The sequence below is a fragment of the Streptomyces sp. NPDC001108 genome, from assembly GCF_053598535.1.
This window is the reverse complement of record NZ_JBSFKL010000008.1, coordinates 333,950-357,533: the sequence shown is the minus strand read 5'-3', so window position 1 is coordinate 357,533 and position 23,584 is coordinate 333,950. Positions and strand designations below refer to the sequence as shown.

General features: G+C 73.9%; 21 protein-coding genes and 1 pseudogene. 8 read left to right on the top strand and 14 right to left on the bottom strand.

All coding sequences use genetic code 11. The features are described from left to right. Positions 1-132: pseudogene (locus tag ACWC97_RS20600) on the top strand (ketol-acid reductoisomerase); the annotation flags it as partial. Between the two features lie 45 nt (positions 133-177). Here ACWC97_RS20600 and ACWC97_RS20595 read toward each other — a convergent pair. The 6 genes from ACWC97_RS20595 to ACWC97_RS20570 all read right to left on the bottom strand — a co-directional run bounded on the left by ACWC97_RS20595 (position 178) and on the right by ACWC97_RS20570 (position 8,612). After that, positions 178-3,552, bottom strand: coding sequence for a pyruvate carboxylase (locus ACWC97_RS20595; protein WP_450650747.1), 3,375 nt, complete (start codon positions 3,550-3,552; stop codon positions 178-180). A 124-nt stretch (positions 3,553-3,676) separates the two neighbouring features. Further along, complete coding sequence (locus tag ACWC97_RS20590) at positions 3,677-4,465, bottom strand: SDR family oxidoreductase (RefSeq protein WP_352274243.1); 789 nt, start codon at positions 4,463-4,465, stop codon at positions 3,677-3,679. Positions 4,466-4,510: 45 nt separating this feature from the next. Then, positions 4,511-5,581, bottom strand: a complete 1,071-nt coding sequence (locus tag ACWC97_RS20585) for an acyl-CoA dehydrogenase family protein (RefSeq protein ID WP_352274244.1) — start codon at positions 5,579-5,581, stop codon at positions 4,511-4,513. 24 nt (positions 5,582-5,605) lie between these two features. Next, positions 5,606-6,595, bottom strand: a complete 990-nt coding sequence (locus ACWC97_RS20580) for an acyl-CoA dehydrogenase family protein (protein WP_450650744.1) — start codon at positions 6,593-6,595, stop codon at positions 5,606-5,608. Then, entirely contained in the window at positions 6,595-7,764 is a 1,170-nt protein-coding gene (locus ACWC97_RS20575; protein WP_352274246.1) for an acyl-CoA dehydrogenase family protein, read from the bottom strand. Before ACWC97_RS20575 ends, ACWC97_RS20580 begins: the two co-directional genes overlap by 1 nt. Continuing rightward, entirely contained in the window at positions 7,764-8,612 is an 849-nt protein-coding gene (locus ACWC97_RS20570) for an enoyl-CoA hydratase (protein WP_352274247.1), read from the bottom strand. Before ACWC97_RS20570 ends, ACWC97_RS20575 begins: the two co-directional genes overlap by 1 nt. 46 nt (positions 8,613-8,658) lie before the next feature. Here ACWC97_RS20570 and ACWC97_RS20565 point away from each other — a divergent pair, with 46 nt between their 5' ends. The 3 genes from ACWC97_RS20565 to ACWC97_RS20555 all read left to right on the top strand — a co-directional run bounded on the left by ACWC97_RS20565 (position 8,659) and on the right by ACWC97_RS20555 (position 11,826). Beyond that, on the top strand, positions 8,659-9,825 hold the full coding sequence (locus tag ACWC97_RS20565; RefSeq protein WP_352274248.1) for an acyl-CoA dehydrogenase family protein: 1,167 nt from the start codon (positions 8,659-8,661) through the stop codon (positions 9,823-9,825). Beyond that, positions 9,822-10,607 (top strand): SDR family oxidoreductase, encoded by a 786-nt coding sequence (locus ACWC97_RS20560; protein WP_352274249.1) that lies wholly within the window; start codon positions 9,822-9,824, stop codon positions 10,605-10,607. Before ACWC97_RS20565 ends, ACWC97_RS20560 begins: the two co-directional genes overlap by 4 nt. A 61-nt stretch (positions 10,608-10,668) precedes the next feature. Further along, positions 10,669-11,826 carry an acetyl-CoA C-acetyltransferase gene (locus tag ACWC97_RS20555; protein WP_352274250.1) on the top strand — a complete coding sequence of 386 codons (1,158 nt, stop codon included), beginning with the start codon at positions 10,669-10,671 and terminating at the stop codon, positions 11,824-11,826. A 40-nt stretch (positions 11,827-11,866) separates the two neighbouring features. On the opposite strand, the gene ACWC97_RS20550 is transcribed toward ACWC97_RS20555, so the two are convergent. From ACWC97_RS20550 to ACWC97_RS20535, 4 genes are read right to left on the bottom strand one after another with little or no spacing between them, the layout of a single operon-like run. Then, entirely contained in the window at positions 11,867-12,913 is a 1,047-nt protein-coding gene (locus ACWC97_RS20550; protein ID WP_450650759.1) for an NAD(P)H-dependent flavin oxidoreductase, read from the bottom strand. A 14-nt stretch (positions 12,914-12,927) separates the two neighbouring features. Beyond that, positions 12,928-13,695, bottom strand: coding sequence for a CoA-transferase subunit beta (locus ACWC97_RS20545; protein WP_450650741.1), 768 nt, complete (start codon positions 13,693-13,695; stop codon positions 12,928-12,930). Next, positions 13,692-14,540 (bottom strand): CoA transferase subunit A, encoded by an 849-nt coding sequence (locus tag ACWC97_RS20540; RefSeq protein ID WP_352274543.1) that lies wholly within the window; start codon positions 14,538-14,540, stop codon positions 13,692-13,694. The genes ACWC97_RS20545 and ACWC97_RS20540 overlap by 4 nt, the downstream gene beginning before the upstream one ends. Positions 14,541-14,554: 14 nt before the next feature. After that, positions 14,555-15,316: an enoyl-CoA hydratase family protein gene (locus ACWC97_RS20535; protein ID WP_352274252.1), complete on the bottom strand. Its 762-nt coding sequence runs from the start codon at positions 15,314-15,316 to the stop codon at positions 14,555-14,557. A 139-nt stretch (positions 15,317-15,455) separates the two neighbouring features. On the opposite strand from ACWC97_RS20535, the gene ACWC97_RS20530 reads away from it, so the two are divergent. Together ACWC97_RS20530 and ACWC97_RS20525 are read left to right on the top strand one after the other, a co-directional pair. Next, entirely contained in the window at positions 15,456-16,376 is a 921-nt protein-coding gene (locus ACWC97_RS20530; protein WP_352274253.1) for an SDR family oxidoreductase, read from the top strand. 43 nt (positions 16,377-16,419) lie between these two features. Then, positions 16,420-17,646 (top strand): NADH:flavin oxidoreductase, encoded by a 1,227-nt coding sequence (locus ACWC97_RS20525; RefSeq protein ID WP_352274254.1) that lies wholly within the window; start codon positions 16,420-16,422, stop codon positions 17,644-17,646. Here the strand turns inward: ACWC97_RS20525 and ACWC97_RS20520 are convergent. Beyond that, on the bottom strand, positions 17,634-19,142 hold the full coding sequence (locus ACWC97_RS20520) for an amidase (protein WP_450650738.1): 1,509 nt from the start codon (positions 19,140-19,142) through the stop codon (positions 17,634-17,636). The genes ACWC97_RS20525 and ACWC97_RS20520 overlap by 13 nt on opposite strands. Positions 19,143-19,515: 373 nt before the next feature. Between ACWC97_RS20520 and ACWC97_RS20515 the strand changes: the two genes are divergently transcribed. Continuing rightward, positions 19,516-20,106, top strand: coding sequence for an alcohol dehydrogenase catalytic domain-containing protein (locus ACWC97_RS20515; protein WP_450650737.1), 591 nt, complete (start codon positions 19,516-19,518; stop codon positions 20,104-20,106). Here ACWC97_RS20515 and ACWC97_RS20510 read toward each other — a convergent pair. Further along, a complete protein-coding gene (locus ACWC97_RS20510; RefSeq protein ID WP_450650735.1) occupies positions 20,087-21,295 on the bottom strand; it encodes an MFS transporter in 1,209 nt (402 codons plus the stop codon). The two genes, ACWC97_RS20515 and ACWC97_RS20510, sit on opposite strands and share 20 nt — an antisense overlap. Before the next feature lie 59 nt (positions 21,296-21,354). Between ACWC97_RS20510 and ACWC97_RS20505 the strand changes: the two genes are divergently transcribed. Continuing rightward, on the top strand, positions 21,355-22,041 hold the full coding sequence (locus ACWC97_RS20505) for a FadR/GntR family transcriptional regulator (protein WP_352274258.1): 687 nt from the start codon (positions 21,355-21,357) through the stop codon (positions 22,039-22,041). Between the two features lie 234 nt (positions 22,042-22,275). Here the strand turns inward: ACWC97_RS20505 and ACWC97_RS20500 are convergent, their stop codons facing one another. Beyond that, positions 22,276-22,995, bottom strand: a complete 720-nt coding sequence (locus ACWC97_RS20500; protein WP_450650733.1) for an anti-sigma factor family protein — start codon at positions 22,993-22,995, stop codon at positions 22,276-22,278. Continuing rightward, positions 22,992-23,564, bottom strand: a complete 573-nt coding sequence (locus ACWC97_RS20495) for a sigma-70 family RNA polymerase sigma factor (RefSeq protein ID WP_352274260.1) — start codon at positions 23,562-23,564, stop codon at positions 22,992-22,994. The genes ACWC97_RS20500 and ACWC97_RS20495 overlap by 4 nt, the downstream gene beginning before the upstream one ends. Positions 23,565-23,584 lie beyond the last annotated feature (20 nt).

Here is a 23,584-nt window from a genome sequence, read left to right as displayed (position 1 = left end):
TGGATGGCCGAGTACCACAACGGCCTGCCCAAGTACAACGAGTACAAGAAGGCCGACAGCGACCACCTCCTGGAGACCACCGGCCGCGAGCTGCGGAAGCTCATGAGCTGGGTCAACGACGAGGACGCGTAGCACCCACGCCCCGGGGGCGGGCCCACCCGCCCGCCCCCCGGCCGCTCAGCCGATCTCCAGCAGGAGATCGCCCGCCTCGACCTGCTGGACGGAGCCGATCGCCAGCCGGCGCACGGTCCCGGCGGTCTGGGCGGTGATCGACGCCTCCATCTTCATCGCCTCGATGGTGGCCACGGTCTGACCCGCCGCCACCTGCGCCCCCTGCTCCACCTGGAGGGTGACGACCCCGGCGAACGGCGCCGCGACCTGCCCCGCGTCGCCCCGGTCCGCCTTCTCCGCCGCCTTCACCTCCGTGGCGACCGACCGGTCCCGCACCGATACCGGCCGCAACTGCCCGTTGAGCGTGGCCAGTACGCTCCGGAACCCGCGCTCGTCCGGCTCGGAGACGGCCTCCAGCTCGATCAGCAGCGTCACCCCCGGCTCCAGGGTCACGGTGTGCTCGGTCTCCGGCTCCAGCCCGTACAGGAAGTCCCGGGTCGGCAGCACCGAAGTGTCGCCGTACGCCTCCCGGTGCGCCTCGAACTCCTTGGTCGGGCCCGGGAAGAGCAGCCGGTTCAGCGTCGCGCGCGGCGACTTCCGCAGCCCCTCGCGGTCCTCCTCGGACAGCCGGGCCAACCGCTCCTTCGCCGGACGGCCCCGCAGCGCCCGGGTCCGGAACGGCTCGGGCCAGCCGCCGGGCGGATCGCCCAGCTCCCCGTGGAGGAAGCCGATCACGGAGTCCGGAACGTCGAACCGGCCCGGGTCGGCCTCGAAATCCGCCGCCGTCACCCCCGCGCCCACCAGGTGCAGCGCCAGGTCGCCCACCACCTTCGACGAGGGCGTCACCTTCACCAGCCGGCCGAGCATCCGGTCCGCCGCCGCGTAGCAGTCCTCGATCAGCTCGAACCGGTCGCCCAGACCGAGCGCGATGGCCTGCTGACGCAGATTGGACAGCTGCCCGCCGGGGATCTCGTGGCGGTAGATCCGGCCGGTCGGCGAGGTGAGCCCGGACTCGAACGGGGCGTACACCTTGCGGGTCGCCTCCCAGTACGGTTCCAGGTCGTTGACCGCCGCCAGCGACAGGCCCGTGGCCCGCTCGGTGTGGTCGGTGGCGGCCACCAGCGCCGACAGCGGGGGCTGACTGGTCGTCCCGGCCATCGAGGCGACCGCCGCGTCGACCGCGTCCACCCCCGCGTCGATCGCGGCGACCAGCGTGCCGAGCTGCCCGCCCGCGGTGTCATGGGTGTGCAGATGGACCGGCAGGTCGAACCGCTCGCGCAACGCCGTGACCAGGGTGCGGGCGGCCGGCGGGCGCAGCAGCCCCGCCATGTCCTTGATGGCCAGCACATGGGCGCCCGCGTCCACGATCCGTTCGGCCAGCCGCAGATAGTAGTCCAGGGTGTACAGGGTCTCGCCCGGGTCGGAGAGATCGGCGGTGTAGCAGAGCGCCACCTCGGCGAGCGAGGTGCCGGTGGCGCGCACCGCGTCGATCGCCGGGCGCATCTGGTCCACGTCGTTGAGGGCGTCGAAGATCCGGAAGATGTCCATCCCGGCCGCCGCGGCCTCGGCGACGAACGCCTCGGTGACCTCGGTGGGGTAGGGGGTGTAGCCGACCGTGTTGCGGCCGCGCAGCAGCATCTGGGTGCAGATGTTGGGCACCGCCTCCCGGAGCTTCGCCAGCCGCTCCCACGGGTCCTCGGCCAGGAAGCGCAGCGCCACGTCGTAGGTGGCGCCGCCCCAGCATTCGAGGCTGAGCAGCTCCGGCGCGGTCCGCGCGACGTACGGTGCGACGGTCAGCAGGTCCCGGGTGCGCACCCGGGTGGCCAGCAGCGACTGGTGGGCGTCGCGGAACGTCGTGTCGGTGACGGCGAGGGCGGCCTGTGCGCGCAGCTCGGCGGCGAACGCCTCCGGGCCCAGGGCCGCGAGCCGCTGCCGGGAGCCTGCCGGCGGGGTGCCCGGCGGCAGCGGGGGCAGCTTGTCCGCCGGGTCGATCACGGCGGGGCGGGGCCCGTACGGGCGGTTGACGGTGGTCTCGGCGAGGTAGCCCAGCATGCGGCTGCCCCGGTCGGCCGACGGGCGGGCCCGGATCAGCTCCGGGTGCGCGTCGATGAAGCCGGTCGTGACGTGCCCCGCCCGGAAGTCGGGATGGTCCAGCACGGCGCCCAGGAACGGCAGGTTGGTCGCCACGCCCCGGATGCGGAACTCCGCGATGGCCCGCCGGGCCCGGCGGGCCGCGTTGGCGAAGTCGTGCCCGTGGCAGGTGAGCTTGACCAGCATCGAGTCGAAGTGCGCGGAGACCTCCGCACCGGTGTGGACGGTGCCGCCGTCCAGCCGGACGCCCGGGCCGCCGGGGGAGCGGTACGCGGAGATGGTGCCGGTGTCCGGCCGGAAGCCGTTCGCCGGGTCCTCCGTGGTGATCCGGCACTGGAGCGCCGTGCCGTTGAGGGTGATGTCGTCCTGGGTGAGGCGCAGTTGGGGCAGGGTCATGCCGGCGGCGATGCGCAGCTGGGCGATGACCAGGTCGCGCCCGGTGACCTGCTCGGTCACGGTGTGCTCCACCTGGATGCGCGGGTTCATCTCGATGAAGACGTGATGGCCGTCGCGGTCCACCAGGAACTCGACGGTGCCCGCGTTCACGTACCCGATGTGGCGGGCGAAGGCGACGGCGTCGGCGCAGATCCGCTCCCGCAGCGCCGGGTCGAGGTGCGGGGCGGGCGCGATCTCGACGACCTTCTGGTGACGGCGCTGCAACGAGCAGTCCCGCTCGTACAGATGCACCACGTTCCCCTCGGCGTCGGCGAGGATCTGCACCTCGATGTGGCGGGGGTCGATCACCGCCTGTTCCAGGAAGACCGTCGCGTCGCCGAACGCGGAGCGCGCCTCGCGCATGGCCGCGTCGATGGCCTCCCGCAGCTCCGCCGGTTCGGCGACCCGGCGCATGCCGCGCCCGCCGCCGCCCGCGACGGCCTTCACGAAGACCGGGAAGCCGATGCCGTCCGCCGCCGCCACGAGCGCGTCCACGTCCGTCGAGGGCTCGGAGGACTTCAGGACGGGCACCCCGGCCTCCCGGGCCGCCGCGACCGCCCGGGACTTGTTCCCGGTCAGGTGCAGCACCGGGGCGGGCGGGCCGACGAAGGTGATCCCGGCCTCCGCGCACGCCGCCGCGAGGTCCGGGTTCTCCGACAGGAAGCCGTAGCCGGGGTAGACCGCGTCGGCCCCCGCCCGGCGGGCCGCGCCGATCACCTCGTCCACCGAGAGGTAGGCGCGTACGGGATGGCCGCGCTCCCCGATCAGATAGGCCTCGTCGGCCTTGGCCCGGTGGAGCGAGTTGCGGTCCTCGTAGGGGAACACGGCGACGGTGGAGACGCCGAGCTCGAACGCCGCGCGAAAGGCGCGGATCGCGATCTCGCCACGGTTTGCGACCAGTACCTTCTCGAACATCGGACTCCCCAGTCGTGTCACGGGTGTGGCGTCAGGACGGGCGATGCGGTTCTCGGGCGCGAAGCGTTCGCCACCGTACCGGAGTCCCGCCCCGTTGATCGCGGACGCCTGCGTGACGTCGGCCTCACACCGCCCCGTCGGCCGCCCGCACCGCCAGGTAGCGGGCGGGGAACTCGCCGCCGCCGTGCACCGCCAGGTCCGCCCCGCTGACGTGGCCGGACAGGCCGCCGGCGAGGAACAGGCAGGCCCGCGCCACGTCGTCCGGCTCGGCCAGCCGCCGCGTCGCGATCACCGCCGCCACCGCCGCCACCCCCTCCGCGCCGTAGACCGCCGCCGCGTCCGGGGTGCGGACCGGGCCCGTCGTGATGTGGTTCACCCGGACCGCGGGCGCCCACTCAAGCGCCAGCGCCCGGGTGAGGGCCAGCAGCCCCGCCTTGGCCGCCGAGTAGGCGGCGGTGCCGGGCTGCGGGTCGTGGGCGGAGACGCTGCCGATGTTGACGATCGCACCCCCGCCCTCCTGGGCCCGCATGACGCGGCACGCCGCCTGCGACACGTAGAACGGCGCCAGCAGGTTGAGCGCGACGACCTTCTCCACGAACCGGGGCGAGACGGTGGCCGCGTCGGCGTCCGGCGAGCCGCCCGCGTTGTTGACCAGCACGTCGAGCCGTCCGTACCGCTCCACCGCCGCCGTCACCGGGGCCCCCGCCGCCACCGGGTCGCGTACGTCGGCCGGGACGAAGACCGCGGACCGCCCCCCGGCCGACGGCGGGGCCCCCGGCGCGCTCCGGCCGCAGACCACCACCTCGGCCCCGGCGCCGAGGAACGCCTCCGCGATGGCGGCCCCGATGCCCCTGGTACCGCCGGTGACCAGCACCACCCGCCCCGTGAAGTCCCATCCGTCACCGGTGTCCATGCCGTGCGCCTCCTGCCCGAAATACGCCGTCAGCCCGTCAGCCCGTCAGCCCGTCAGCCCGAGCCCGGCGGCGAGCCGCGCCCGGTGGTGCGCGGGCGCGCCGAACAGCTCGCCCGCTCCGTGCGCCCGCTTGAAGTAGCGGTGCGCGTCGTGCTCCCAGGTGATCCCGATCCCGCCGTGCAGCTGGATCGTCTCGCCCGCCACCGCCGAGAACGCCTCGGAGCAGACGGACTTGGCGACGGCGGCCGCCCTCGGCAGCGCCGCGGGGTCGGTGTCGGCGGCGTACGCGGCCCCGAGCGCCGCCGAACGCGCCGACTCCACCAGGACGTAGGCGTCCGCCAGCCGGTGCTTCACCGCCTGGAACGAGCCGATGGGCCGCCCGAACTGGACCCGGTCGCGGGCATGGGCGACGGTGAGCTCCAGACAGCGCGCGGCCGCGCCCGCCTGCTCCGCGGCGAGGGCCGCGCACGCCAGGTCCCGCACCCGCTCCAGGCACCGGCCGCCGTCGCCGTCCGCGCCCAGCAACCGCCCCTCGGCACCGGTGAGCACCCATCGGGCCTGGGCCCGGGTGGTGTCCATCGTCACCACGGGCTCCCGGCGCACCCCGGCGGCGCCGGGCGCCACCTCGAAGAGCGAGAGCCCAGCCCCGGTCCGGGCAGCGACGACCAGGACGTCGATCTCCGGCCAGTCCAGGACGTGCTCCTTGACCCCGGTGAGCCGCCAGCCGTCTCCCGGGCCCGGCACCGCCGCCGCGCGGACCGCCGCCCCGTCCCAGGAACCACCCTCGGCCCAGGCCAGGGCACCCACCGAGGTGCCCTCGGCGAGCCCGGGGAGCAGTCGCCCGCAGGCCGCCCGGTCACCGGTGGCCAGCAGCGCCCCGGCGGTGAGCACCACCGAGCCGAGGAACGGTACCGGGCTCAGGCACCCGCCCAGCTCCTCCATCACCACGTGGACGTCCCGGGCACCGCCGCCCAGCCCGCCGTGCTCCTCCGGAACGGTCAGCCCGGCCACGCCGATCTGCCCGGTCAACGGCGCCCAGGCGGCGTCGCCCTGATGTTTCGTCAGCAGCGCGGCCACCGCCGACCTCAGCTGCTCCTGCTCCTCGGTCGGCCTCATCGGACCGCTCCTCCCCGCATCCGGTCAGGCACCTTCCAGGACCCGGGCCCGGCAGGCGGCCGGTGTGCCCCAGGCGTCGCGCAGCGGCCGGGCCTTGCGGATCCACAGCGACAGGTCCAGCTCGTCGGTGTAGCCCACCGCCCCGTGCAGTTGGAGGGCGGTGCGGGCCGCCCCGTACGTGGCCTCGCCCGCCGCGACCTTGGCCGCGGCGATCTCCCGGCCCGCCGCACCGTCGTCGGCGGCCAGCGCCAGCGCGGCGCCGTGCACCAGCGGCTCGGCGAACTCCAGTGCCAGCAGGGTGTCGGCCAGCCGGTGCTTGACCGCCTGGAAGGACCCGATCGCCGCCCCGAACTGGGCGCGCTGCTGGGCGTAGGCGACCGTACGGGCCAGCAGGGTGCGGCCGACCCCGAGCGCCTGGGCCGCCGTGAGGAGCGCCGCCACCCCGGCCGCGTACCCGGCGGCCCGGGTCACCGCCGGGCCCCGGGCCAGGACGGTCCCGCCCGTGGGCCGGGCCAGACGCCGCGCCGGATCGGCCGAGGGCTGCACGGGCCCCGCCCCGGCCGCGAGGCCCAACGAGTCGCCGTCCACCACGAGGACCGCCTCCGCCGCGTCGGCGTCCAATGCGTACGGGCTCAGCGCGGTCAGACAGAGCGACAGCTCCGACGCCCCCGAGGCGACCCGGGGCAGCCACTCGGCGGCCGGCCCCTCGTCGCCGAGCCGGCCGAGCAGGGCCGCCGCCGCGACCGTCTCGACCAGCGGCCCGGGTACGGCGTGCCGCCCCAGCACCTCGAAGGCGACGGCCAGCTCCAGCGGCAGCGGGCCGAGCCCGTCGTGCTCGGGCGCCACCGCCAGCGCGAACAGCCCGGCCTCGGCGAGCCCGTCCCGCAGCTCCCGCCCCGGTTTGTGGTCCCCGGCCGCCCAGGACCGGACCGCGGCCGGGACGTCGCCGGAGGCGAGCCGCGCGTCGAGGGAGCGGGCGAACTCCCGCTGCTCGGCGTCGAGGAGGAAGCGCATCAGCGGCGTCCCTTCGGCAGGCCGAGCAGCCGCTCGGCGACGATGTCGCGCTGGATCTCGTTGGTGCCCGCGTAGACCGGACCGGCCAGCGAGAAGGTGTACCCCTCCGCCCAGCCGCCGGGCGGGGCGTCCGCCGCGTGGTCGGCGAGTTCGCCGTACGGGCCCAGCAGGTCGAGCGCCGTCTCGTGGAGCGCGATGTCCAGCTCGGACCAGTAGAGCTTGTTGAGGCTGGAGGCGGCGGCCGGGGCGTCCTCGCCGTGCAGCACCCGGGAGGCGCCCGCGTAGGAGAACAGCCGGTAGGCGCGGGCCGCGATCACCGCGTCGGCGACCCGGTCGCGCAGCGCCGTGTCCCCGGGGTCGCCGTGGGCCCGCCACAGCGCGGTCAGCCGTTCGGCGGCGGCCGTGAACCGGCCGGGGCTGCGCAGGGTCAGCCCGCGCTCGTTGCCGGTGGTGCTCATCGCCACCCGCCAGCCCTGCCCCGGCTCGCCGATCACGTCCGCGTCCGGGACGAACACCCCGTCCAGGAAGAGCTCGGCGAAGGCGGGCTTCCCGTCGAGCCGCCCGATGGGCCGCACCGTGACCCCCTCCGCGTCCAGCGGGAACATCAGATACGTCAGCCCCCGGTGCGGCCGGTCCGCGTCCGGGTCGCTGCGGAAGAGGCCGAACGCCCGGTCGGCGAAGGCGGCCCGGGAGGACCAGGTCTTCTGGCCCTGGAGCAGCCAGCCGCCGTCGGTCCGTACGGCCGTCGAGCGCAGCGAGGCCAGGTCCGAGCCGGCCTCCGGCTCCGACCACGCCTGCGCCCAGACGAGTTCGCCGCTCGCCGTCGGGGGCAGCAGCCGGGCCCGCTGCTCGTCGGTGCCGTACTCGAAGAGGGTGGGGGCCAGCAGATTGATCCCGTTCTGGCCGACCCGGCCGGGCGCCCCGGCCGCGTAGTACTCCTCCTCGAAGAGCAGCCAGCGCAGCAGCGAGGCGCCGCGCCCGCCGTACTCCTCGGGCCAGGAGACCACCGACCAGCGGTCCGCGGCCAGTACGGCCTCCCACTCCCGGTGGGCGGCGAAGCCCTCGGCGGTCTCCAGGGACGGCAGGGGGACGGCGGGGACGTGCGCGGCCAGCCAGGCGCGGGCCTCGTCGCGGAACGCCTCGTCGGCGGCGTCGAGAGCGAGGTCCATCAGGAGCCCGCCTTCTTCATCGCCCGGATGTCCATGCCGCCGAGCGCGTCGGAGGCGGTTTCGGCGTTGTGGGCGTGGGCCAGGTGGTGCAGGCCGAACACCGAGTCCATCCCGGTGTGCATCCCCTGGAGGTCCTCGGCCTGGTTGACGGCGCGCTTGGTCAGGGCCAGGCCCATCCGCGGCATCTCGGCGATGCGCAGCGCCAGCTCCCTCGTGCGCTCGGCCAGTTCCTCCCGGGGCACGACCCGGTTGACCATGCCGACCTCGTACGCCCGTTGCGCGCTCATCCGGTCGCCGGTGAAGAGGAACTCCTTGGCGATCCTCGGCGGCATCACCCAGGGGTGGGCGAAGTACTCGACCCCGGGGATGCCCATCCGGACCACCGGGTCGGCGAAGAAGGCGTCCTCGCTCGCCACGATCAGGTCGCAGATCCAGGCGAGCATCAGCCCCCCGGCCACACAGGCGCCCTGCACCGAGGCGACGACCGGCTTCGGCAGCTCCCGCCAGCGGCGGCACATGCCCAGGTACACCTCGGACTCGCGGGCGAAGCGGCTCTCCGCGCCCGCCTTGTCCGAGTGGTCCCACCAGAGCCCGGCCCGGCGCTCGAAGGGGAGGTGCGCGTCCCGCTCGGGGGTGCCGATGTCGTGCCCGGCGGAGAAGTGCCTGCCCGCCCCGGCCAGGACGACGGCCTTCACCTCGTCGTCCTCCGCCGCGCGGTAGAACGCCCGGTCCAGGGCGTAGGTCATCGCGGAGTTCTGGGCGTTGCGGTAGTCGGGCCGGTTCATGGTCACCGTGGCGACCGGGCCCCGCGTCTCGTAGCGCACCGGCTCGTCGTGGGCAGTGGACATCCGCCCCTCCTTCCCTAACAAGTGTTTGGTAGATTAACGTACCGTCATGAGCAGCGTCGAGGCGTTCCGCACCGAGATCCGCGGCTGGCTGGCCGCCAACCTCACCGGTTCCTTCGCGGACCTGCGCGGCCGCGGCGGACCCGGGCGCGAGCACGAGGCGTTCGACGAACGCCTGGGCTGGGAGCGGCACATGGCGGCCGCCGGCTGGACGTGCGTGGGCTGGCCCGAGGAGTACGGCGGGCGCGGCGCGAGCATCGAGCAGCAGATCGCCTTCCACGAGGAGTACGCCCTGGCCGACGCCCCGGCCCGGGTCAACCACATCGGCGAGCAACTGCTCGGGCCGACGCTGGTGGCCTTCGGCACCCCCGCGCAGCGGGCCAGGTTCCTGCCGCCGATCGCCGCCGTCCAGGAGCTGTGGTGCCAGGGCTACAGCGAGCCGGACGCCGGCTCCGACCTGGCGAACGTACGGACCAGGGCCGAGCGGGACGGCCCCGACTGGGTCGTCACCGGACAGAAGATCTGGACATCGATGGCACACGAGGCCCAGTGGTGCTTCGTGGTCGCCCGCACCGAGCCCGGCTCGACGCGCCACCACGGCCTGTCCTACCTGCTGGTCCCGCTGGACGGCCCCGGGGTGGAGATCCGGCCGATCACCCAGCTCACCGGCGACCACGAGTTCAACGAGGTCTTCTTCGACGGCGCCCGCACGCGCGCCGAGCATGTCGTGGGGGAGCCGGGCGACGGCTGGCGCGTCGCCATGGCCACCCTCGGCTTCGAGCGCGGCGTCTCCACCCTGGGCCAGCAGGTCGGCTTCCGGCGCGAACTGGAGGCCCTCGTCGCCCTGGCCCGGCGCAACGGCGCGGCGAAGGACCCGCTCGTCCGCGACCGGCTCGCCCGCGCCTGGGCCGGGCTGGAGACCATCCGCTGGAACGCCCTGCGGATGCTCGACGGCGTCGCGGCCGGCGCGCCCGGCCCCGAGGCGTCCATCGGCAAGATCTTCTGGGCGACCTGGCACCGGGAACTGGGCGAACTCGCCATGGCTGTCCTGGGCGCCGGAGGCATGACCGCCGCCGAGGCCCCGTACGGACTCGACCGGTGGCAGCGGCTGTTCCTCTTCTCCCGCGCCGACACCATCTACGCCGGGTCCAACGAGATCCAGCGGAACATCATCGCCGAGCGCGTCCTCGGCCTGCCGAAGGAGCCCCGCCCGTGACCCACCGGCCGACCTACGTACCGGGCCACTCCCTCCTGGACGGCCGCACCGCGGTGATCACCGCCGCCGCGGGCGCCGGGATCGGGGGCGCGACCGCCCGCCGGTTCCTGGAGGAGGGGGCGAGGATCGTCCTCGGCGACGCCCACGAGCGCCGCCTGGCCGAGAGCGCCGCCGCGCTCGCCGGGGAGTTCGGCGCGGACCGGGTCGCCGCCCTGCCCTGCGACGTCACCGACCAGGACCAGGTCGACGCCCTCTTCGCGTACGCCGCCGAACGCCACGGCGGCCTCGACGTCGTCGTCAACAACGCGGGCCTCGGCGGCACCGCCGATCTCGTCGACATGACCGACGAGCAGTGGACGAAGGTCCTCGACGTCACCCTGGGCGGCACCTTCCGCTGCACCCGCACCGCCCTGCGCCACCTCAGGGACGGCGGCAACGGCGGGGCCGTCGTCAACAACGCCTCGGTCGTCGGCTGGCGCGCCCAGCGCGGCCAGGCCCACTACGCCGCGGCCAAGGCCGGGGTCATGGCCCTCACCCGGTGCGCCGCCCTGGAGGCCGCCGACTTCGGGGTACGCGTCAACGCCGTCGCCCCGAGCCTGGCCATGCACCCGCACCTGGTGAAGGTCACCACCCCGGAACTGCTCGCCGAACTCACCGGGCGCGAGGCGTACGGCCGGTACGCCGAGCCCTGGGAGGTCGCCAACGTCATCGTCTTCCTGGCCAGCGGCTACTCCGCGTACATGACCGGGGAGACCGTCTCCGTCAGCAGCCAGCGGGCGTGAAGCCCAGGGCGGGTCCGCCCGTCACCCGACACACCACCCACTCTCCCGTGGAGGAGCAGTCATGGCCGAGGCCTACATCGTCGAAGCGGTACGCACCCCGGTCGGCCGCCGCAGGGGCGGACTCGCCGCCGTCCACCCCGCCGACCTCGGCGCCCACGTCCTCAAGGCGCTGGTGGAGCGCGCCGGGGTCGACCCGGCCGCCGTCGACGACGTCGTGTTCGGCTGCCTGGACACCGTCGGCCCGCAGGCCGGGAACATCGCCCGCACCGCCTGGCTCGCCGCGGGCCTCCCCGAGGAGGTGCCCGGCACCACCGTCGACCGGCAGTGCGGCTCCTCCCAGCAGGCCGCCCACTTCGCCGCCCAGGGCGTCCTCTCCGGCACCCAGGACCTGGTCGTCGCGGGCGGCACCCAGAACATGTCCATGATCCCCATCGCCTTCGCCTCCCGCCAGGCCGCCGACCCCCTCGGGCTCACCGAGGGCCCCTACGCGGGCTCCGAGGGCTGGCGCGCCCGCTACGGCGACGCACCCGTCAACCAGTTCCACGGCGCCGAACTCATCGCCCGGAAGTGGGACATCACCCGCGAGGCCATGGAGGAGTTCGCCCTGCGCTCGCACCAGCGGGCGGCGCGCGCCATCGACGAGGGCCGCTTCGACCGGGAGACCGTCCCGTACGGCGAGGTGACCGTGGACGAGGGGCCGCGCCGGGACACCACCGTCGAGAAGATGGCCGCCCTGAAACCGGTGGTCGAGGGCGGTCTGCTCACCGCCGCCGTCTCCTCGCAGGTCTCCGACGGCGCCTCCGCGCTGCTCATCGCGTCGGAACGGGCCGTCGCCGAGCACGGACTGACCCCCCGGGCCCGCGTCCACCACCTCTCGGTGCGCGGCGAGGACCCGATCCGGATGCTCTCCGCGCCCATCCCGGCGACCGCGCACGCCCTGAAGAAGACCGGCATGTCCATCCACGACATGGACCTGGTCGAGATCAACGAGGCGTTCGCCCCGGTCGTCCTGGCCTGGCTGAAGGAGACCGGCGCCGACCCGGACCGGGTCAACGTCAACGGCGGCGCCATCGCGCTCGGCCACCCGCTCGGCGCCACCGGCACCCGGCTGATGACCACCCTGCTGCACGAACTGGAGCGCACCGGCGGCCGCTACGGACTCCAGACCATGTGCGAGGGCGGCGGCCTCGCCAACGTCACCGTCATCGAACGCCTCTGACCGCTCCGGCGCCCTCGGGGAACGCCGGAGCGGGCCGTTCTCAGAGGGCGCCGAGCTCTTTCAGCGCCGCCCGCGCCTCCGCCATGATCCGTTCGACCAGCTCCGCGCAGGACGGCAGGTCCCCGATCACCCCCGCCACCTGACCCGAGGCCATCACCCCGAGATCGGTACGCCCCTCGACCAGGGCGGCCTTGAGCAGCATCGGGGTGTTGGCGGCCAGCAGCACCTGGCTCCAGGTCAGCTCCTTGCCGTGCTTCATCGCCAGCCCGTCCCGGACCAGCCGGGGCCAGCTCGTCCCCGACTCCCTGCGGAAGGCGGCCGCGTGCCGCACCGCCCGCAGCAGCGAGGCCGCCCGGCCCGAGCGCTCCAGGGCGTCGACCATGGGGGTGCGCAGCATCCGGTGCGGCAGCCCGTCGAGCCGGTCCGTCACCGTGACGTCCTTGACCGAGGCGGCCAGGTAACGCGCCTTGACCGGGTCCGGGACGGTGCTGTCGGAGGTCAGCAGGAAGCGCGTGCCCATCCCGATCCCGGCCGCCCGGTGGGCGAGCGCGGCGACCAGCCCCCGGCCGTCGTGGAAACCGCCCGCCGCGACGACCGGGATGTCCACGGCGTCCACGACCTGGGGGAGCAGCACGGTGGTGGCCACGTTCCCGGTGTGCCCGCCGCCCTCCCCGCCCTGCACCATCACCGCGTCGGCCCCCCACGCGGCGACCTTCTCCGCGTGCCGCCGGGCCCCCACGGACGGCATGACCACGACCCCCGCGTCCTTGAGCCGGGCGATCAGCTCCTTCGACGGGGCGAGCGCGAACGACGCCACCCGGACCCCCTCGTCGATCACGATCCGGACCCGCTCGGCGGCGTCCCCCGCGTCCGCCCGCAGATTGACGCCGAACGGCGCGTCCGTGCGGGACTTCACCTCCCGGACCGCGGCACGCAACTGCTCGACGGTCATCGTCGCCGAGGCCAGGATGCCGAGCGCGCCCGCGTTCGCGGTGGCGGAGACCAGCCGGGGACCGGCCACCCAGCCCATCCCCGTCTGCACGATCGGGTACCGCACCCCGGTCAGCTCGGTGAGCGCGGTCGGCAGCGGCGCGGGCCCGGTCATGCCGGCACCTCGCGCCCGCGCAGCCCGTCCGGGTCGAGGACCTCCCGGATCAGCCGCAGCTCCGCCCCGGTGGGCTCCCGGGTGAACGGCACCTCGGCGGGGACCGTGAGGGCGAAGCCGGTGGCGGCGGCGACCTGTTCGACGCTCACCCCCGGGTGCAGGGAACGCAGCCGCATCGTCCGGTCGGGCGTCTCGAAGTCGAAGACCCCCAGATCGCTGATGACCTCGGGGATGCGGTGGTACCGGCTCACGGCCGGACCGGCTTGCGCGGCCCGGTCGTAGCCGACCCCGCTGACCATGTCGACCCGCTCCACGAAGACCCGCGGCGAATGCCTCGGGATCCAGTAACTCGTCGGGTTGTTCAGGGTGTTGACGGGGGCGCCGCGCACCCCGAGCAGCTGCCGCGCGGGCCGGGCCCAGTCGCCGATGCAGGAGATGTTCTGGTTGCCGTACCGGTCGATCTGGCTGGCGCCCATCATCACGTGGCGCCGCCCGGTCGCGGTGAGCGTCAGATGCTGACGGAACGGCAGCCACCCCTCGACGCTCCCCGGGGCCGTCCCCATCGCCGGGGTGTCGCCCATCAGCAGCGCCTCCCCGTCGGTCAGCAGCAGCGCGGGGGAGAAGGTGAGCCGCGCCAGCCGCGCCCCGATGGCCGGGACGGTGCCCATCGGGCTGGCGAGGACCTCGCCCGCGCCGCGCCACGCCTCGGCGCAGGCCACCACGCAGTACTCCGCCCGGCTCGGCGGTGCGACGACGGTGCTCATGCTTCCTCCTGGTGGAACGCGGCGACGGCGGACTGGTAGGCGGCCTCGTCCCCGGACAGGAACCGTGCGACGAAGGCGGGCCACGCCTCCGGATCGCGGGCGGCCCGGACGTAGGCGCGCTGGAAGGCCTCGTCCCGGTCGTGGTCGGGCACGCAGGAGGTGAAGTGCGCCCCGTTCGGCGTCTCGACCACCCCGGTCACGAACGGCCGCTTGACCAGCAGGGTCTGCGGGCCGTGCTCCTTCAGCAGCTCCGAGGTCTCCACGATCCGCTCGCAGGAGACGTACGCCTGGTCGGCGGCCTCGCAGAACAGGTCGTCGAAGTACGGATCGGGGCCCAGGTACTGCCCGTTGCCCTGGGCGTCCGCCCGGTTGAGGTGGACCAGCGCCGCGTCCATCCGCAGCGCGGGTGCCGCGACCAGCACCTCCCCGTCGTCGTACGGCGAGGTGACCGTGCGCAGCGCCGGGTTGACCTTCATCAGGTCCGAGCCCAGCCCGGCCCGTACCGGCATGAACGGCAGCCGCTGCGCGCCCGCCGTCAGCCCCCACATCAGCATCGCCTCGTCCAGCTCGGCCATCTCGAACGCGCCGCGCTGGCGGGCCGCCGTGAAGTGCGGCTCCAGCGGGACCGAGTCCAGCGTCCCGAACGCCGTGACCAGTTTCCGGATCCGGCCCGCCGCGGCCAGCAGCCCGACATCGGGACCGCCGTACGACACCACGGTCAGGTCCGTGACGTCCGACCGCAGCAGCGCCCGGACCAGCGCCATCGGCTTGCGGCGCGAACCCCAGCCGCCGATGCCGACCGTCATACCGCTCTCCAGCCGGCCGGCCACCTCGTCGGCCGTCATCCTCTTGTCCTGGCTCACGCGCCCCGCTCCTTGTCCGCGTCCGTGCCGAAGGTGTCGCGCACCCGCCCGGCGACACCACTGAGGTTGGCCTCGAAGGTGAAGCCCTGCTCGAAGCGGTAGCTGCGGCGTACGTCGACCGGGTCGATGCCGTTGATGGCGGCCTTGGCCAGCCGGATCAGCGAGCCGTCCTTCGCGGCGATCTCCCGGGCCAGCTCCAGGGCGGCCCCGGCCAGCCGTTCGCGTGGGACGACGCGCCACACCGAACCGTGCCCGTGCAGTTCCCGGGCCGTCACGGTGCGCGAGGTGTAGTACAGGGCCCGCATCAGGTGCGCCGGGACCAGCCGGGCCAGATGGGTGGCCGCGCCGAGCGCGCCCCGGTCCAGCTCCGGCAGCCCGAAGACCGCGTCCTCGCTGGCCACGATCGCGTCCGCGTTGCCCACCAGGCCGATGCCGCCGCCCAGGCAGAAGCCGTGCACGGCGGCGACCACCGGGACCTCGCACTCGTAGACCGCGGCGAACGCCTCGAAGCAACCCCGGTTGGCCCCGAGGAGCGCGTCGTGCCCCTCCGCGCGCTGCATCTCCTTGATGTCCACGCCCGCGTTGAAACCGCGTCCCTGGGCGCCGAGGACCACGCACCGGACCTGCGGATCGGCCCCGGCGGCGCGCACCGCGGCGGCGAGGTCGTACCAGCCGCGTACCGGCAGGGCGTTGACCGGCGGGAAGTCGACGGTGACGACGGCGACGCCCTCTTCCGGGGCGGAGGTGGAGACACCCATGAGCAGATCAGCTACCTTTCCACCTAACGTTTGTTTGGTTCAACGTAGCAGTGATACGGACACCGCGGGAGGGCACCGCCCGCTTCGGCGGGCGCCCGCTCCGGCCGCCGGACCCCCGCCCAGCGAAAGGACCTCCGCCATGAGCTCACCGACCGCCCTGTGCGCCGGACGCGTCGCCGTCGTCACCGGCGCGGGCCGCGGACTCGGCCGCGCCCACGCCTTGGCCCTCGCCGCCGAGGGCGCCCGGGTCGTGGTCAACGACCTCGGCGTCGGCCTCGACGGTTCGGGCGGCGCCACCGCACCCGCCCAGCAGGTCGTCGAGGAGATCCGCGCAGCCGGCGGCGAGGCCGTCGCACACTGCGCGGACATCGCCACCGCCGAGGGCGCCGCCTCCCTCGTCACGACCGCGCTCGACACCTTCGGCAGGCTCGACACCCTGGTCAACAACGCCGGCTTCCTCCGCGACCGGATGCTGGTCAACCTGGACGAGGACGACTGGGACGCGGTGACCCGGGTCCATCTCAGGGGCCACTTCCTGCCGCTCAAACACGCCGCGGCGCACTGGCGGTCCGAGGCGAAGGCGGGCCGGGTGCCCGAGGCCCGGGTCGTCAACACCTCGTCCGGGGCCGGGCTGCTGGGCAGCGTCGGCCAGGTCTGCTACTCCGCCGCCAAGGCCGGGATCGTCGCCCTGACCCTGGTGGCCGCCGCCGAACTCGGCCGCTACGGGGTCCAGGTCAACGCGATCGCCCCGGCCGCCCGCACCCGGATGACCGAGGAGACCTTCGCCGGGACCATGGCGGCGCCCGCGGCGGGCGCGTTCGACGCGATGGCCCCGGAGAACGTCTCGCCGCTCGTCGTCTGGCTCGGCTCGGCCGCCAGCGCCGGGGTCAGCGGCCGGGTCTTCGAGGCCGAGGCCGGACGGATCACGGTGATGGAGGGCTGGCGCCCCGGCCCCACCGCGGACAAGGGCGCCCGGTGGAGCCCGGCCGAGGCGGGGGAGGCCGCCACCGCACTGCTCGCCCGGGCCGAACCGCCGCAGCCGGTGTACGGGGCGCGCTGAACCGTATCCCCGTACGTCCCGACGCACCGAGGAGGAACCGTCCATGACCACCACCGAGGTACCCGACGTCCTGGCCCCCGCCCGGCTGGGCCCGGTCCGGCTCCGCAACCGGGTCATCAAGGCAGCCACCTACGAGGGTCTCGGCCACCGCTCCCTGGTCACCCGGGACCTGGTCGACTTCCACGTCGCCTACGCGCGCGGCGGCGTCGGCATGACCACCGTCGCCTACTGCGCCGTCAGCCGGGACGGGCGCACCGACCGGCACCAGATCCACTGGACCGACGAGGCCCTGCCTGGACTGCGCGTCCTCACCGAGGCCGTGCACGCCGAAGGCGCCGCCGTCGCCGCGCAGATCGGCCACGCCGGCCCCGTCGCCGGAGCCCGCGCCAACCGGGCCCCCGCCCTCGCCCCGTCCGCCTTCTTCCACACCACCGCCTTCACCCGGGCCCGGGAGGCGTCCCCCGACGACATCCGGCGCATCACCGAGGCGCACGCCGAGGCCGCCCGCCGCGCCGCCGCCACGGGCTTCGACGCCGTCGAGGTCCACCTGGGCCACAACTACCTGGCCAGCTCCTTCCTCAGCCCCCGCATCAACCGCCGCACCGACCGCTACGGCGGCAGTCTGGAGAACCGGGCCAGATTCGCCCGGGAGATCATGCGCGCCGTCCACGACGCGGTCGGCGGCCGGATCGCCGTCCTCGCCAAGATGAACATGGACGACGGAGTGCCCGGCGGCTTCTGGCTCGACGAGGCCATCGCGGTGGCCCGCTGGCTGGAGGAGGACGGCACCGTCGACGCCCTGGAGATGACCGCGGGCAGCTCCCTGCTCAACCCGATGTACCTCTTCAAGGGCGACGCCCCGCTCCACGAGTTCGCCGCGGTCATGCCCCAACCCGCCCGGCTCGGGGTGAAGGCGGTCGGCGGCCGGTTCCTGCGCAGCTACCCCTACCGGGACGCCTACCTGCTGGAGGACGCCCGGCAGATCCGCGCCGCCGTGCAGCTGCCGATGATCCTGCTCGGCGGCATCACCACGAAACCGGTCATGGACCGGGCGATGCGCGAGGGCTTCGGATTCGTGGCCATGGCCCGCGCCCTGCTCCGCGAACCCGACCTGGTCAACCGGCTCCGCGAGGACGCCGCCACCCCGTCCCTCTGCATCCACTGCAACAAGTGCATGCCCACCAACTTCACCGGCACCCGCTGCGTCCTCGTCGACCGCACCACCACCCGCGGCGCCACCTGGGGCAGCCCCGAGGGCTACGTGGGCTGACCGGCACCCGACGCCCCCCGGGCTCCGGCACGGGCCTCCGGGCCTTGTTCCGGTGCCCGGAAGCCACCGATCTCCCGCTCCAGCAGCTCGGCCAGACGCAGCGGAGTGCGGTCCTCGAACATCGGACCGATGATCTGCACTCCCACCGGCAGCCCCTCCGGCGACCGGCCCGCCGGCACGGCGGTGGCGGGCAGACCGGGCATCGTGGCCAGCCCGGCCCAGACGAACTGGTCGACGTACGGGTACGCGACGCCGTCGATGTCGAGCCGACGCTTCAGCAGGTCGGGTTCGTGGTCGTGCGGGAACGCGGGAGTGGGCGTGACGGGGCACACCACCGCGTCGAACTCGGCGAACAGCCGCCGCCAGCCGTGGCGGTGGAGCTCGCGCAGCCCGTTCAGCTCGAGCCAGTCGCTGTGGCTGAGCACCATGCCGCGCAGCCGCGCCGCGTCGAGGCTCTCGTCGTCCGCGCTCAACCGGGCGGCACGGGCCCGCAGTTCTTCGTACGCCTCGACGGGAAAACGCGCGACGGAACCCGAGAACAGGAACTTCGTGTAGAGCACCGCGGCCTCGGCCAGACCGGGCAGCAGCGGACTGTCCCGCTCGACGCGGGCACCGCCACCCGCCAGCGCGTCGGCCACCCGGCCCACGGCCGCCCGCACGGCGGCCCCGGTCGGGATGAGCGGATGGTCCTCCAGGACCAGGACCCGGAAGTCGCCGAGCCGTTCATGGCGCGCGGGCGGCAGCGACAGACCGTACGCCGCACCGAGCGTCAGCGGGTCCGGCCCGGCCATGACGTCGAGCAGGAGCGCGAGATCGCGGGCGCTGCGCGCCATCGGGCCGACGACGGCGAGGTCATGCTCGACCGGGAGCGCCGGACCGGGCGGCGGGACCATGCCACGGGCCGCCACCAGCCCGAGCGTCGGCTTGTGCGCGTAGACGCCGCAGAAGTGCGCGGGGGTGCGCAGCGAACCGGCGAGGTCGGAGCCGATGGACAGCGCACCGAATCCGGACGCCAGGGCCGCCGCCGAGCCGCCGGAGGAGCCGCCCGACGTACGGCGGTGGTCCCACGGGTTGGTGGTGGTGCCGTAGATCTCGTTGAAGGTCTGGATGTCCTGCAGCCCGACGGGCACGTTGGTCTTGCCGAGCACCACCGCGCCCGCGGCCCTGAGCCGGGACACCTGCACCGCGTCCTCGGCCGGTACGAAGTCCCGGTGCTGCGGCAGGCCCCAGGTCGTGGGCAGTCCCGCGATGTCGTACGACTCCTTGACCGTCACCGGGATGCCCAGCAGCGGCCGGTCCTCACCGCGGGCCCGCGCCCGGTCGGCGTCGCACGCGGCGGCCCGCGCCCGGTCGAAGTCCGGCACACAGATCGCGTTGACCACCTCGTCGTCCCGTTCGATACGGGCGATCGCCTCGTCGGTCAGCTCCGCCGACGTCACGTCACCGGCCCGCAGGGCAGCCGTGAGTTGTCCCGCCGTCAAAAGATTCAGCTCCATGAATCCGACCGTAGGGGCAGGGGGGAGGGGGCACGAAACGCCGCTTTCCACAACGCGGCCCGTCGGCCAGTCCTTGCTTCTCTCCTCACGCGTGCGGCGCCCACCGGATCCGCGGCGGAGTATGCCCACGGCGGTGGACGGGGCATCGCCCGACGACACCGCCGTCCACGGCCGGTACCGGCCGCTCGACCCACCGTTCACACGCTCGCGCGAAGGCCGCCGCCCCTGCCCCGGCTCCCGACGGACGGTGCGGCGCGCGGATGGCGGGGGAACGGCCCGGTATCCGCCTCGCGCGGCGGTGCCATGGGCCCGTCCCCGTCGGACCATGGCCGGATCCCGCCCGGACTAACAGGGCGGATTCCGAAGGAGAGACATGAAGGCTGCGCGGTTCCACGGCAAGGAAGACCTCCGTATCGAGGAGGTGCCGGAGCCCGGCCCCGGCCCCGGGGCAGGTGAAGCTGAGCAACGCGCGTTCGCCGGTATCTGCGGCTCCGATTTCTACTTCTTCTTCCACCCCGAGCCGTTGCCGTTCTCCCTGGACGAGCCGCACCCTCTGACCGCGGCCGCCCTGCCGCAGATCCTCGGGCACGAGTTCTCCGGCACCGTCGTCGAGACCGGTGAGGGGGTGACGGATGTGCGGGTCGGCGACCGCTGTGCCGTCTTTCCCCTGGCGGCGTCCTGCGGCACGTGTACGGCTTGCCGCCGGGGGCTGCCCTTTTCGTGCCGGCTATTGGGCTCGCTGGGGTCGAACGCGGAACATGGCCGCTCCCGCGACACGCCCCGGACTCGCGCCCGGCCCGCCCGTGAGCGATGGGCCGGAGCCGCTCCCCGCGAGTTCCCGGCGGCGCCCGGCGCCCACCGCGCGACCCGGGCGCGTGGGAGGGGGCCGACGACGTGGGCGGGGAAGTGCAGGGCGGCTCACCGCCGGCTCCGTGCCGGGACGGTCAGTGCCGCTGGGCGGTAAGAGCCATTCCCACGGCAAGTTGCGCGGCAGCCGTGACGAGCAGCGCCGCCATCGGCACGGTCCAGCCCCCGGAGGCGCTGCGCAGCAGGCCGATGGCGAAGGGGCCGGCGGCTGCGACCAGGTAGCCGAGGGACTGGGAGAGGCTGGAGAGCGCGGTGGTCTCGCCGGGGCTGGTCCCGCTGTTGCCGATCACGGCCAGTACCAGGGGGAAGGAGCACAGCCCGAACCCGATCAGCAGGGCCCAGGCGACGGGCAGGGCGACCGGGGCAAGGAGGAGCCCGACGAGACCGGCGAGCATGGCGGCGGAGATCGCCATGAAGGAACGTCGCAGCCGGTGCGGCGCGCGGGCGACGGCGAGCACCAGGAAGGTGGCCGGGATTCCGACGGCCTGGGTCACCGCGAGGATGCCGCCCGCGCCGCCGCTCGACATGCCCAGTTCGGACAGCATCGTGGGCAGCCAGCCGATGATGGCGTAGCAGTTCAGCGCCTGGAGTGCGAAGTAGGCGGTGACCAGCGCTCCGAGCCGGGTGCGCGCCATCGCCCACGGCGACACGTACGTCCCGCGCCGGGCGTCCGAGGGGGCAGCGGACTGCGCCGCGGGTGGGCGGACGAACGTCCACACGAGCGTGGCGAGGAGCGCGGGCACGGCCCATGCGGCGAGCCCGAGGGACGGGGAGCCCACCCGGGCGGCGAGCGGTACGGCGACCGCCGCACCCAGGGTCGAGCCGAGCGCCATCACCGTGGTGTAGACGCTGGTGAGGAGCGTGACCCGGGCGGGGAAGTGGGCGCGGAGCAGGGTGGGCAGCAGGACGTTGCACAGGGCGAGGCCGGACATGCCGAGGACGGTGCCGGTGAGCAGCGCCCAGGTGGTGTGGATGCCCCGCAGGGCGAGCCCTGCCGTGAGGGCCGCGAGCGCGAGCAGAACGGTCCGCTCGGTCCCGAGCCGGCCGGCGATGCGGCCGGTGAAGAACCCCGCCGCCGCGAAACTCAGGGTGGGCAGGGCGGGCAGGGCGGCGGCAGCCGCCGAACCGAATCCGAGATCGGTCCGCAGGGCTTCGAGCAGGGCGGAGGCGCTGCTGATGCCGAGGCGGAGATTGAGCGCGATGAGGACCACGCCGATTCCCGCGAGCCAGGCAGCGCGGGTGCGGCCGAGAAGCCTGCCGGAGGCGGGGACGGCGGTAGTAGTCATAGGTCGAACGTAAAACGTCTAACGTTTGGTGGTCAAATCATCGGTTGTATGATGCGGGCATGAGTCTGGATCCAGTACGTCGCCCCACACTGGCCGCCGAAGTACTCAGTACGTTCCGTCGGCAGATCACCGACGGCGCCTGGCCCGTGGGCACTCGGATCCCGCCGGAGCCGGAGCTGATGCGCCAGCTCGGAGTCGCTCGCGGAACCGTCCGCGAAGCCATCCGCGCGCTTGCCCACGCCGGTCTTCTGGAAGTCCGCCAGGGCGATGGCACCTACGTACGGGCGGTCAACGAGCTCTCCGGCGCCGTCCGGCGCCTCTACGCCGACCGCGCCTCCACCGAACTCCTCGACGTCCGCGCCGCCCTCGAAGCCAAAGCCGCCCACCTCGCCGCCACCCACGCCACCGACGAAGACCTCGCGGCCATGGGCCTCGCACTGGAACGCCGCGCACAGGCCTGGGCCGCCCGGGACTTCGACGGCTGGGTCGGCGCCGACTGGGAATTCCACACCCGCGTCGCAGACGCTTCGGGCAACGCGCTGCTCGCCGAGCTGTACCGCAGCCTCACCGAACCGCTCCGCGCGTCGATGTCCGGCTTCTGGGAGCGGCCCGGGTTCAACGGCGCCGACCCCGCCGGACACGAGGACCTCCTGGCCGCCCTGCGCGGCAAGGACCCCACCGAAGCGGCACGCCAGGCCGACACCAACATCGACGCCACCGCCGAATGGCACCGCGGCACAAGGTGATGTGCGACCACCACTTGGCCCTGGCGCGCACTGCCCTGTGAGGTGGCCGACCCGCCAGGATCCACCCGGCGGCGGACGACCGCTGCCGTCCGCCGCACTTCCACCACAGACCCGGGCAGGCGGGTGACGCGCGCCGCCCTCGCACACGTCATGGTGCGTCCGCAGGCACGCCGATGCGCTCCGGTTACGTCCGCGGCGCGGCAAGGGCATGCGCTGTGCGGGCCCGGCGCGTACTCAGATCCTGACCTGTACGTACTCCTTGCCCTTGTCGTTCTCGACCACGACCTTCTCGACGTCGTCCATGGGGACGGCTGCCGAGCCGTCGAGGTTCGCGCCCTTCTCCTTGTCGGCGACCAGCCAGCTGCCGGCGATCTCGCGCTTGCCGCCCTTCGCCACCACCACGATGCGGCAGCGCTCTCCCGCCGGGATGCCGGTGACCGAGGCGTTGAGGCGGATCCAGTCGACTGCCGGGGTCACCTTCAGGCGCATCTCGCTGCCGGTCCTGGTGCTGTGGCCCTCGACGACCCTCACGCTCCCCGGGGGCGTGGCCGGTGCGGTGGCCGTGACCGAGGGGGCCAGCGGGTGGGCCTCCAGGGCGCGGCCGGCGCCCGTGTTCTGCCCGATCAGTATGCCGCCACCGAGCACGGCGCCCGCCGCGACCGCCGCGACCGCGCCCAGGGCAGCTCTTCGCCGCAGCGTCTGCCCGGCACGTTCGCTGCGGGCCTGCCTCAGCGTGCGTTGAAGCAGCAGGTCACCGCCTTCCGGGGGCCCGTCGAGGAACGCCTCCGGAGGCACTTCGCCGAGAGCGGACTCCATGTCCCTCAACTCGCCCAGTTCGTCACGGCACTTCTGGCACGACGCAACGTGTTCGTCGACGGTTCGCACCTCCCGCTCATCGAGCGCGCCGAGGACGTAGGCGCCGAGCAGTTCGCTGTCATGCTCCTTGATGCTCATACCGCCACCCCCTTCAACGCCACGAGATCCACTGCCTTCGGTCTGTCCGCGTACATGTCCCGCAGGGCCTTCAACGCATAGTGTGACCGGGACTTGACCGTCCCGGGTGGTATCCCGAGCCTGTTCGCCGCCTCGGCGACGCTCCTGCCCTGGAAGTAGATTTCCATGAGTACGTCCCGATGGTCCGGGGAGAGCCGGTCGAGCGCCTCCATGACGACCATCGAGTCGACCACGGCGTCCGCGTGGTCCTGCTCGACGGGCTGGGTGGTCACCGACTCGGCGACTTCCGGGGGGCGCGCGGCCTTGGCCCGGTACCGGTCCGTGACGATGTTGCGGGCCACGGTGAGCAGCCAGCCACGTACCGAGCCCTTGCCGTTGACCAGCGCGTCCGGGTGCTTCCAGGCCCGGATCAGGGTTTCCTGGACCACGTCCTCGGCGGCGCTGCGATCGCCGGTCAGGCGTTGCGCGTACGCGAGCAGGGCTCTGCCGTGTTCCTCGTAGAGGGACCGGATCAGTGCCTCGTCACCGGTGTCCTGTCTCTGCCGGCTGCGGGACCACAATGCCGCCATCCATCTTCTCCGTCCTCTCC

What these genes read in the sequence shown, in the direction of transcription:
- ACWC97_RS20555 (WP_352274250.1), top strand. Translation starts at nt 10,669, where the DNA reads ATGGCCGAGGCCTACATCGTCGAAGCGGTACGCACCCCGGTCGGCCGC.
- ACWC97_RS20570 (WP_352274247.1), bottom strand. Translation starts at nt 8,612, where the DNA reads ATGTCCACTGCCCACGACGAGCCGGTGCGCTACGAGACGCGGGGCCCG.
- ACWC97_RS20565 (WP_352274248.1), top strand. Translation starts at nt 8,659, where the DNA reads ATGAGCAGCGTCGAGGCGTTCCGCACCGAGATCCGCGGCTGGCTGGCC.
- ACWC97_RS20520 (WP_450650738.1), bottom strand. Translation starts at nt 19,142, where the DNA reads ATGGAGCTGAATCTTTTGACGGCGGGACAACTCACGGCTGCCCTGCGG.
- ACWC97_RS20500 (WP_450650733.1), bottom strand. Translation starts at nt 22,995, where the DNA reads ATGAGCATCAAGGAGCATGACAGCGAACTGCTCGGCGCCTACGTCCTC.
- ACWC97_RS20585 (WP_352274244.1), bottom strand. Translation starts at nt 5,581, where the DNA reads ATGAGGCCGACCGAGGAGCAGGAGCAGCTGAGGTCGGCGGTGGCCGCG.
- ACWC97_RS20535 (WP_352274252.1), bottom strand. Translation starts at nt 15,316, where the DNA reads ATGGGTGTCTCCACCTCCGCCCCGGAAGAGGGCGTCGCCGTCGTCACC.
- ACWC97_RS20545 (WP_450650741.1), bottom strand. Translation starts at nt 13,695, where the DNA reads ATGAGCACCGTCGTCGCACCGCCGAGCCGGGCGGAGTACTGCGTGGTG.
- ACWC97_RS20525 (WP_352274254.1), top strand. Translation starts at nt 16,420, where the DNA reads ATGACCACCACCGAGGTACCCGACGTCCTGGCCCCCGCCCGGCTGGGC.
- ACWC97_RS20580 (WP_450650744.1), bottom strand. Translation starts at nt 6,595, where the DNA reads ATGCGCTTCCTCCTCGACGCCGAGCAGCGGGAGTTCGCCCGCTCCCTC.
- ACWC97_RS20510 (WP_450650735.1), bottom strand. Translation starts at nt 21,295, where the DNA reads ATGACTACTACCGCCGTCCCCGCCTCCGGCAGGCTTCTCGGCCGCACC.
- ACWC97_RS20575 (WP_352274246.1), bottom strand. Translation starts at nt 7,764, where the DNA reads ATGGACCTCGCTCTCGACGCCGCCGACGAGGCGTTCCGCGACGAGGCC.
- ACWC97_RS20590 (WP_352274243.1), bottom strand. Translation starts at nt 4,465, where the DNA reads ATGGACACCGGTGACGGATGGGACTTCACGGGGCGGGTGGTGCTGGTC.
- ACWC97_RS20505 (WP_352274258.1), top strand. Translation starts at nt 21,355, where the DNA reads ATGAGTCTGGATCCAGTACGTCGCCCCACACTGGCCGCCGAAGTACTC.
- ACWC97_RS20495 (WP_352274260.1), bottom strand. Translation starts at nt 23,564, where the DNA reads ATGGCGGCATTGTGGTCCCGCAGCCGGCAGAGACAGGACACCGGTGAC.
- ACWC97_RS20515 (WP_450650737.1), top strand. Translation starts at nt 19,516, where the DNA reads ATGAAGGCTGCGCGGTTCCACGGCAAGGAAGACCTCCGTATCGAGGAG.
- ACWC97_RS20530 (WP_352274253.1), top strand. Translation starts at nt 15,456, where the DNA reads ATGAGCTCACCGACCGCCCTGTGCGCCGGACGCGTCGCCGTCGTCACC.
- ACWC97_RS20595 (WP_450650747.1), bottom strand. Translation starts at nt 3,552, where the DNA reads ATGTTCGAGAAGGTACTGGTCGCAAACCGTGGCGAGATCGCGATCCGC.
- ACWC97_RS20540 (WP_352274543.1), bottom strand. Translation starts at nt 14,540, where the DNA reads ATGACGGCCGACGAGGTGGCCGGCCGGCTGGAGAGCGGTATGACGGTC.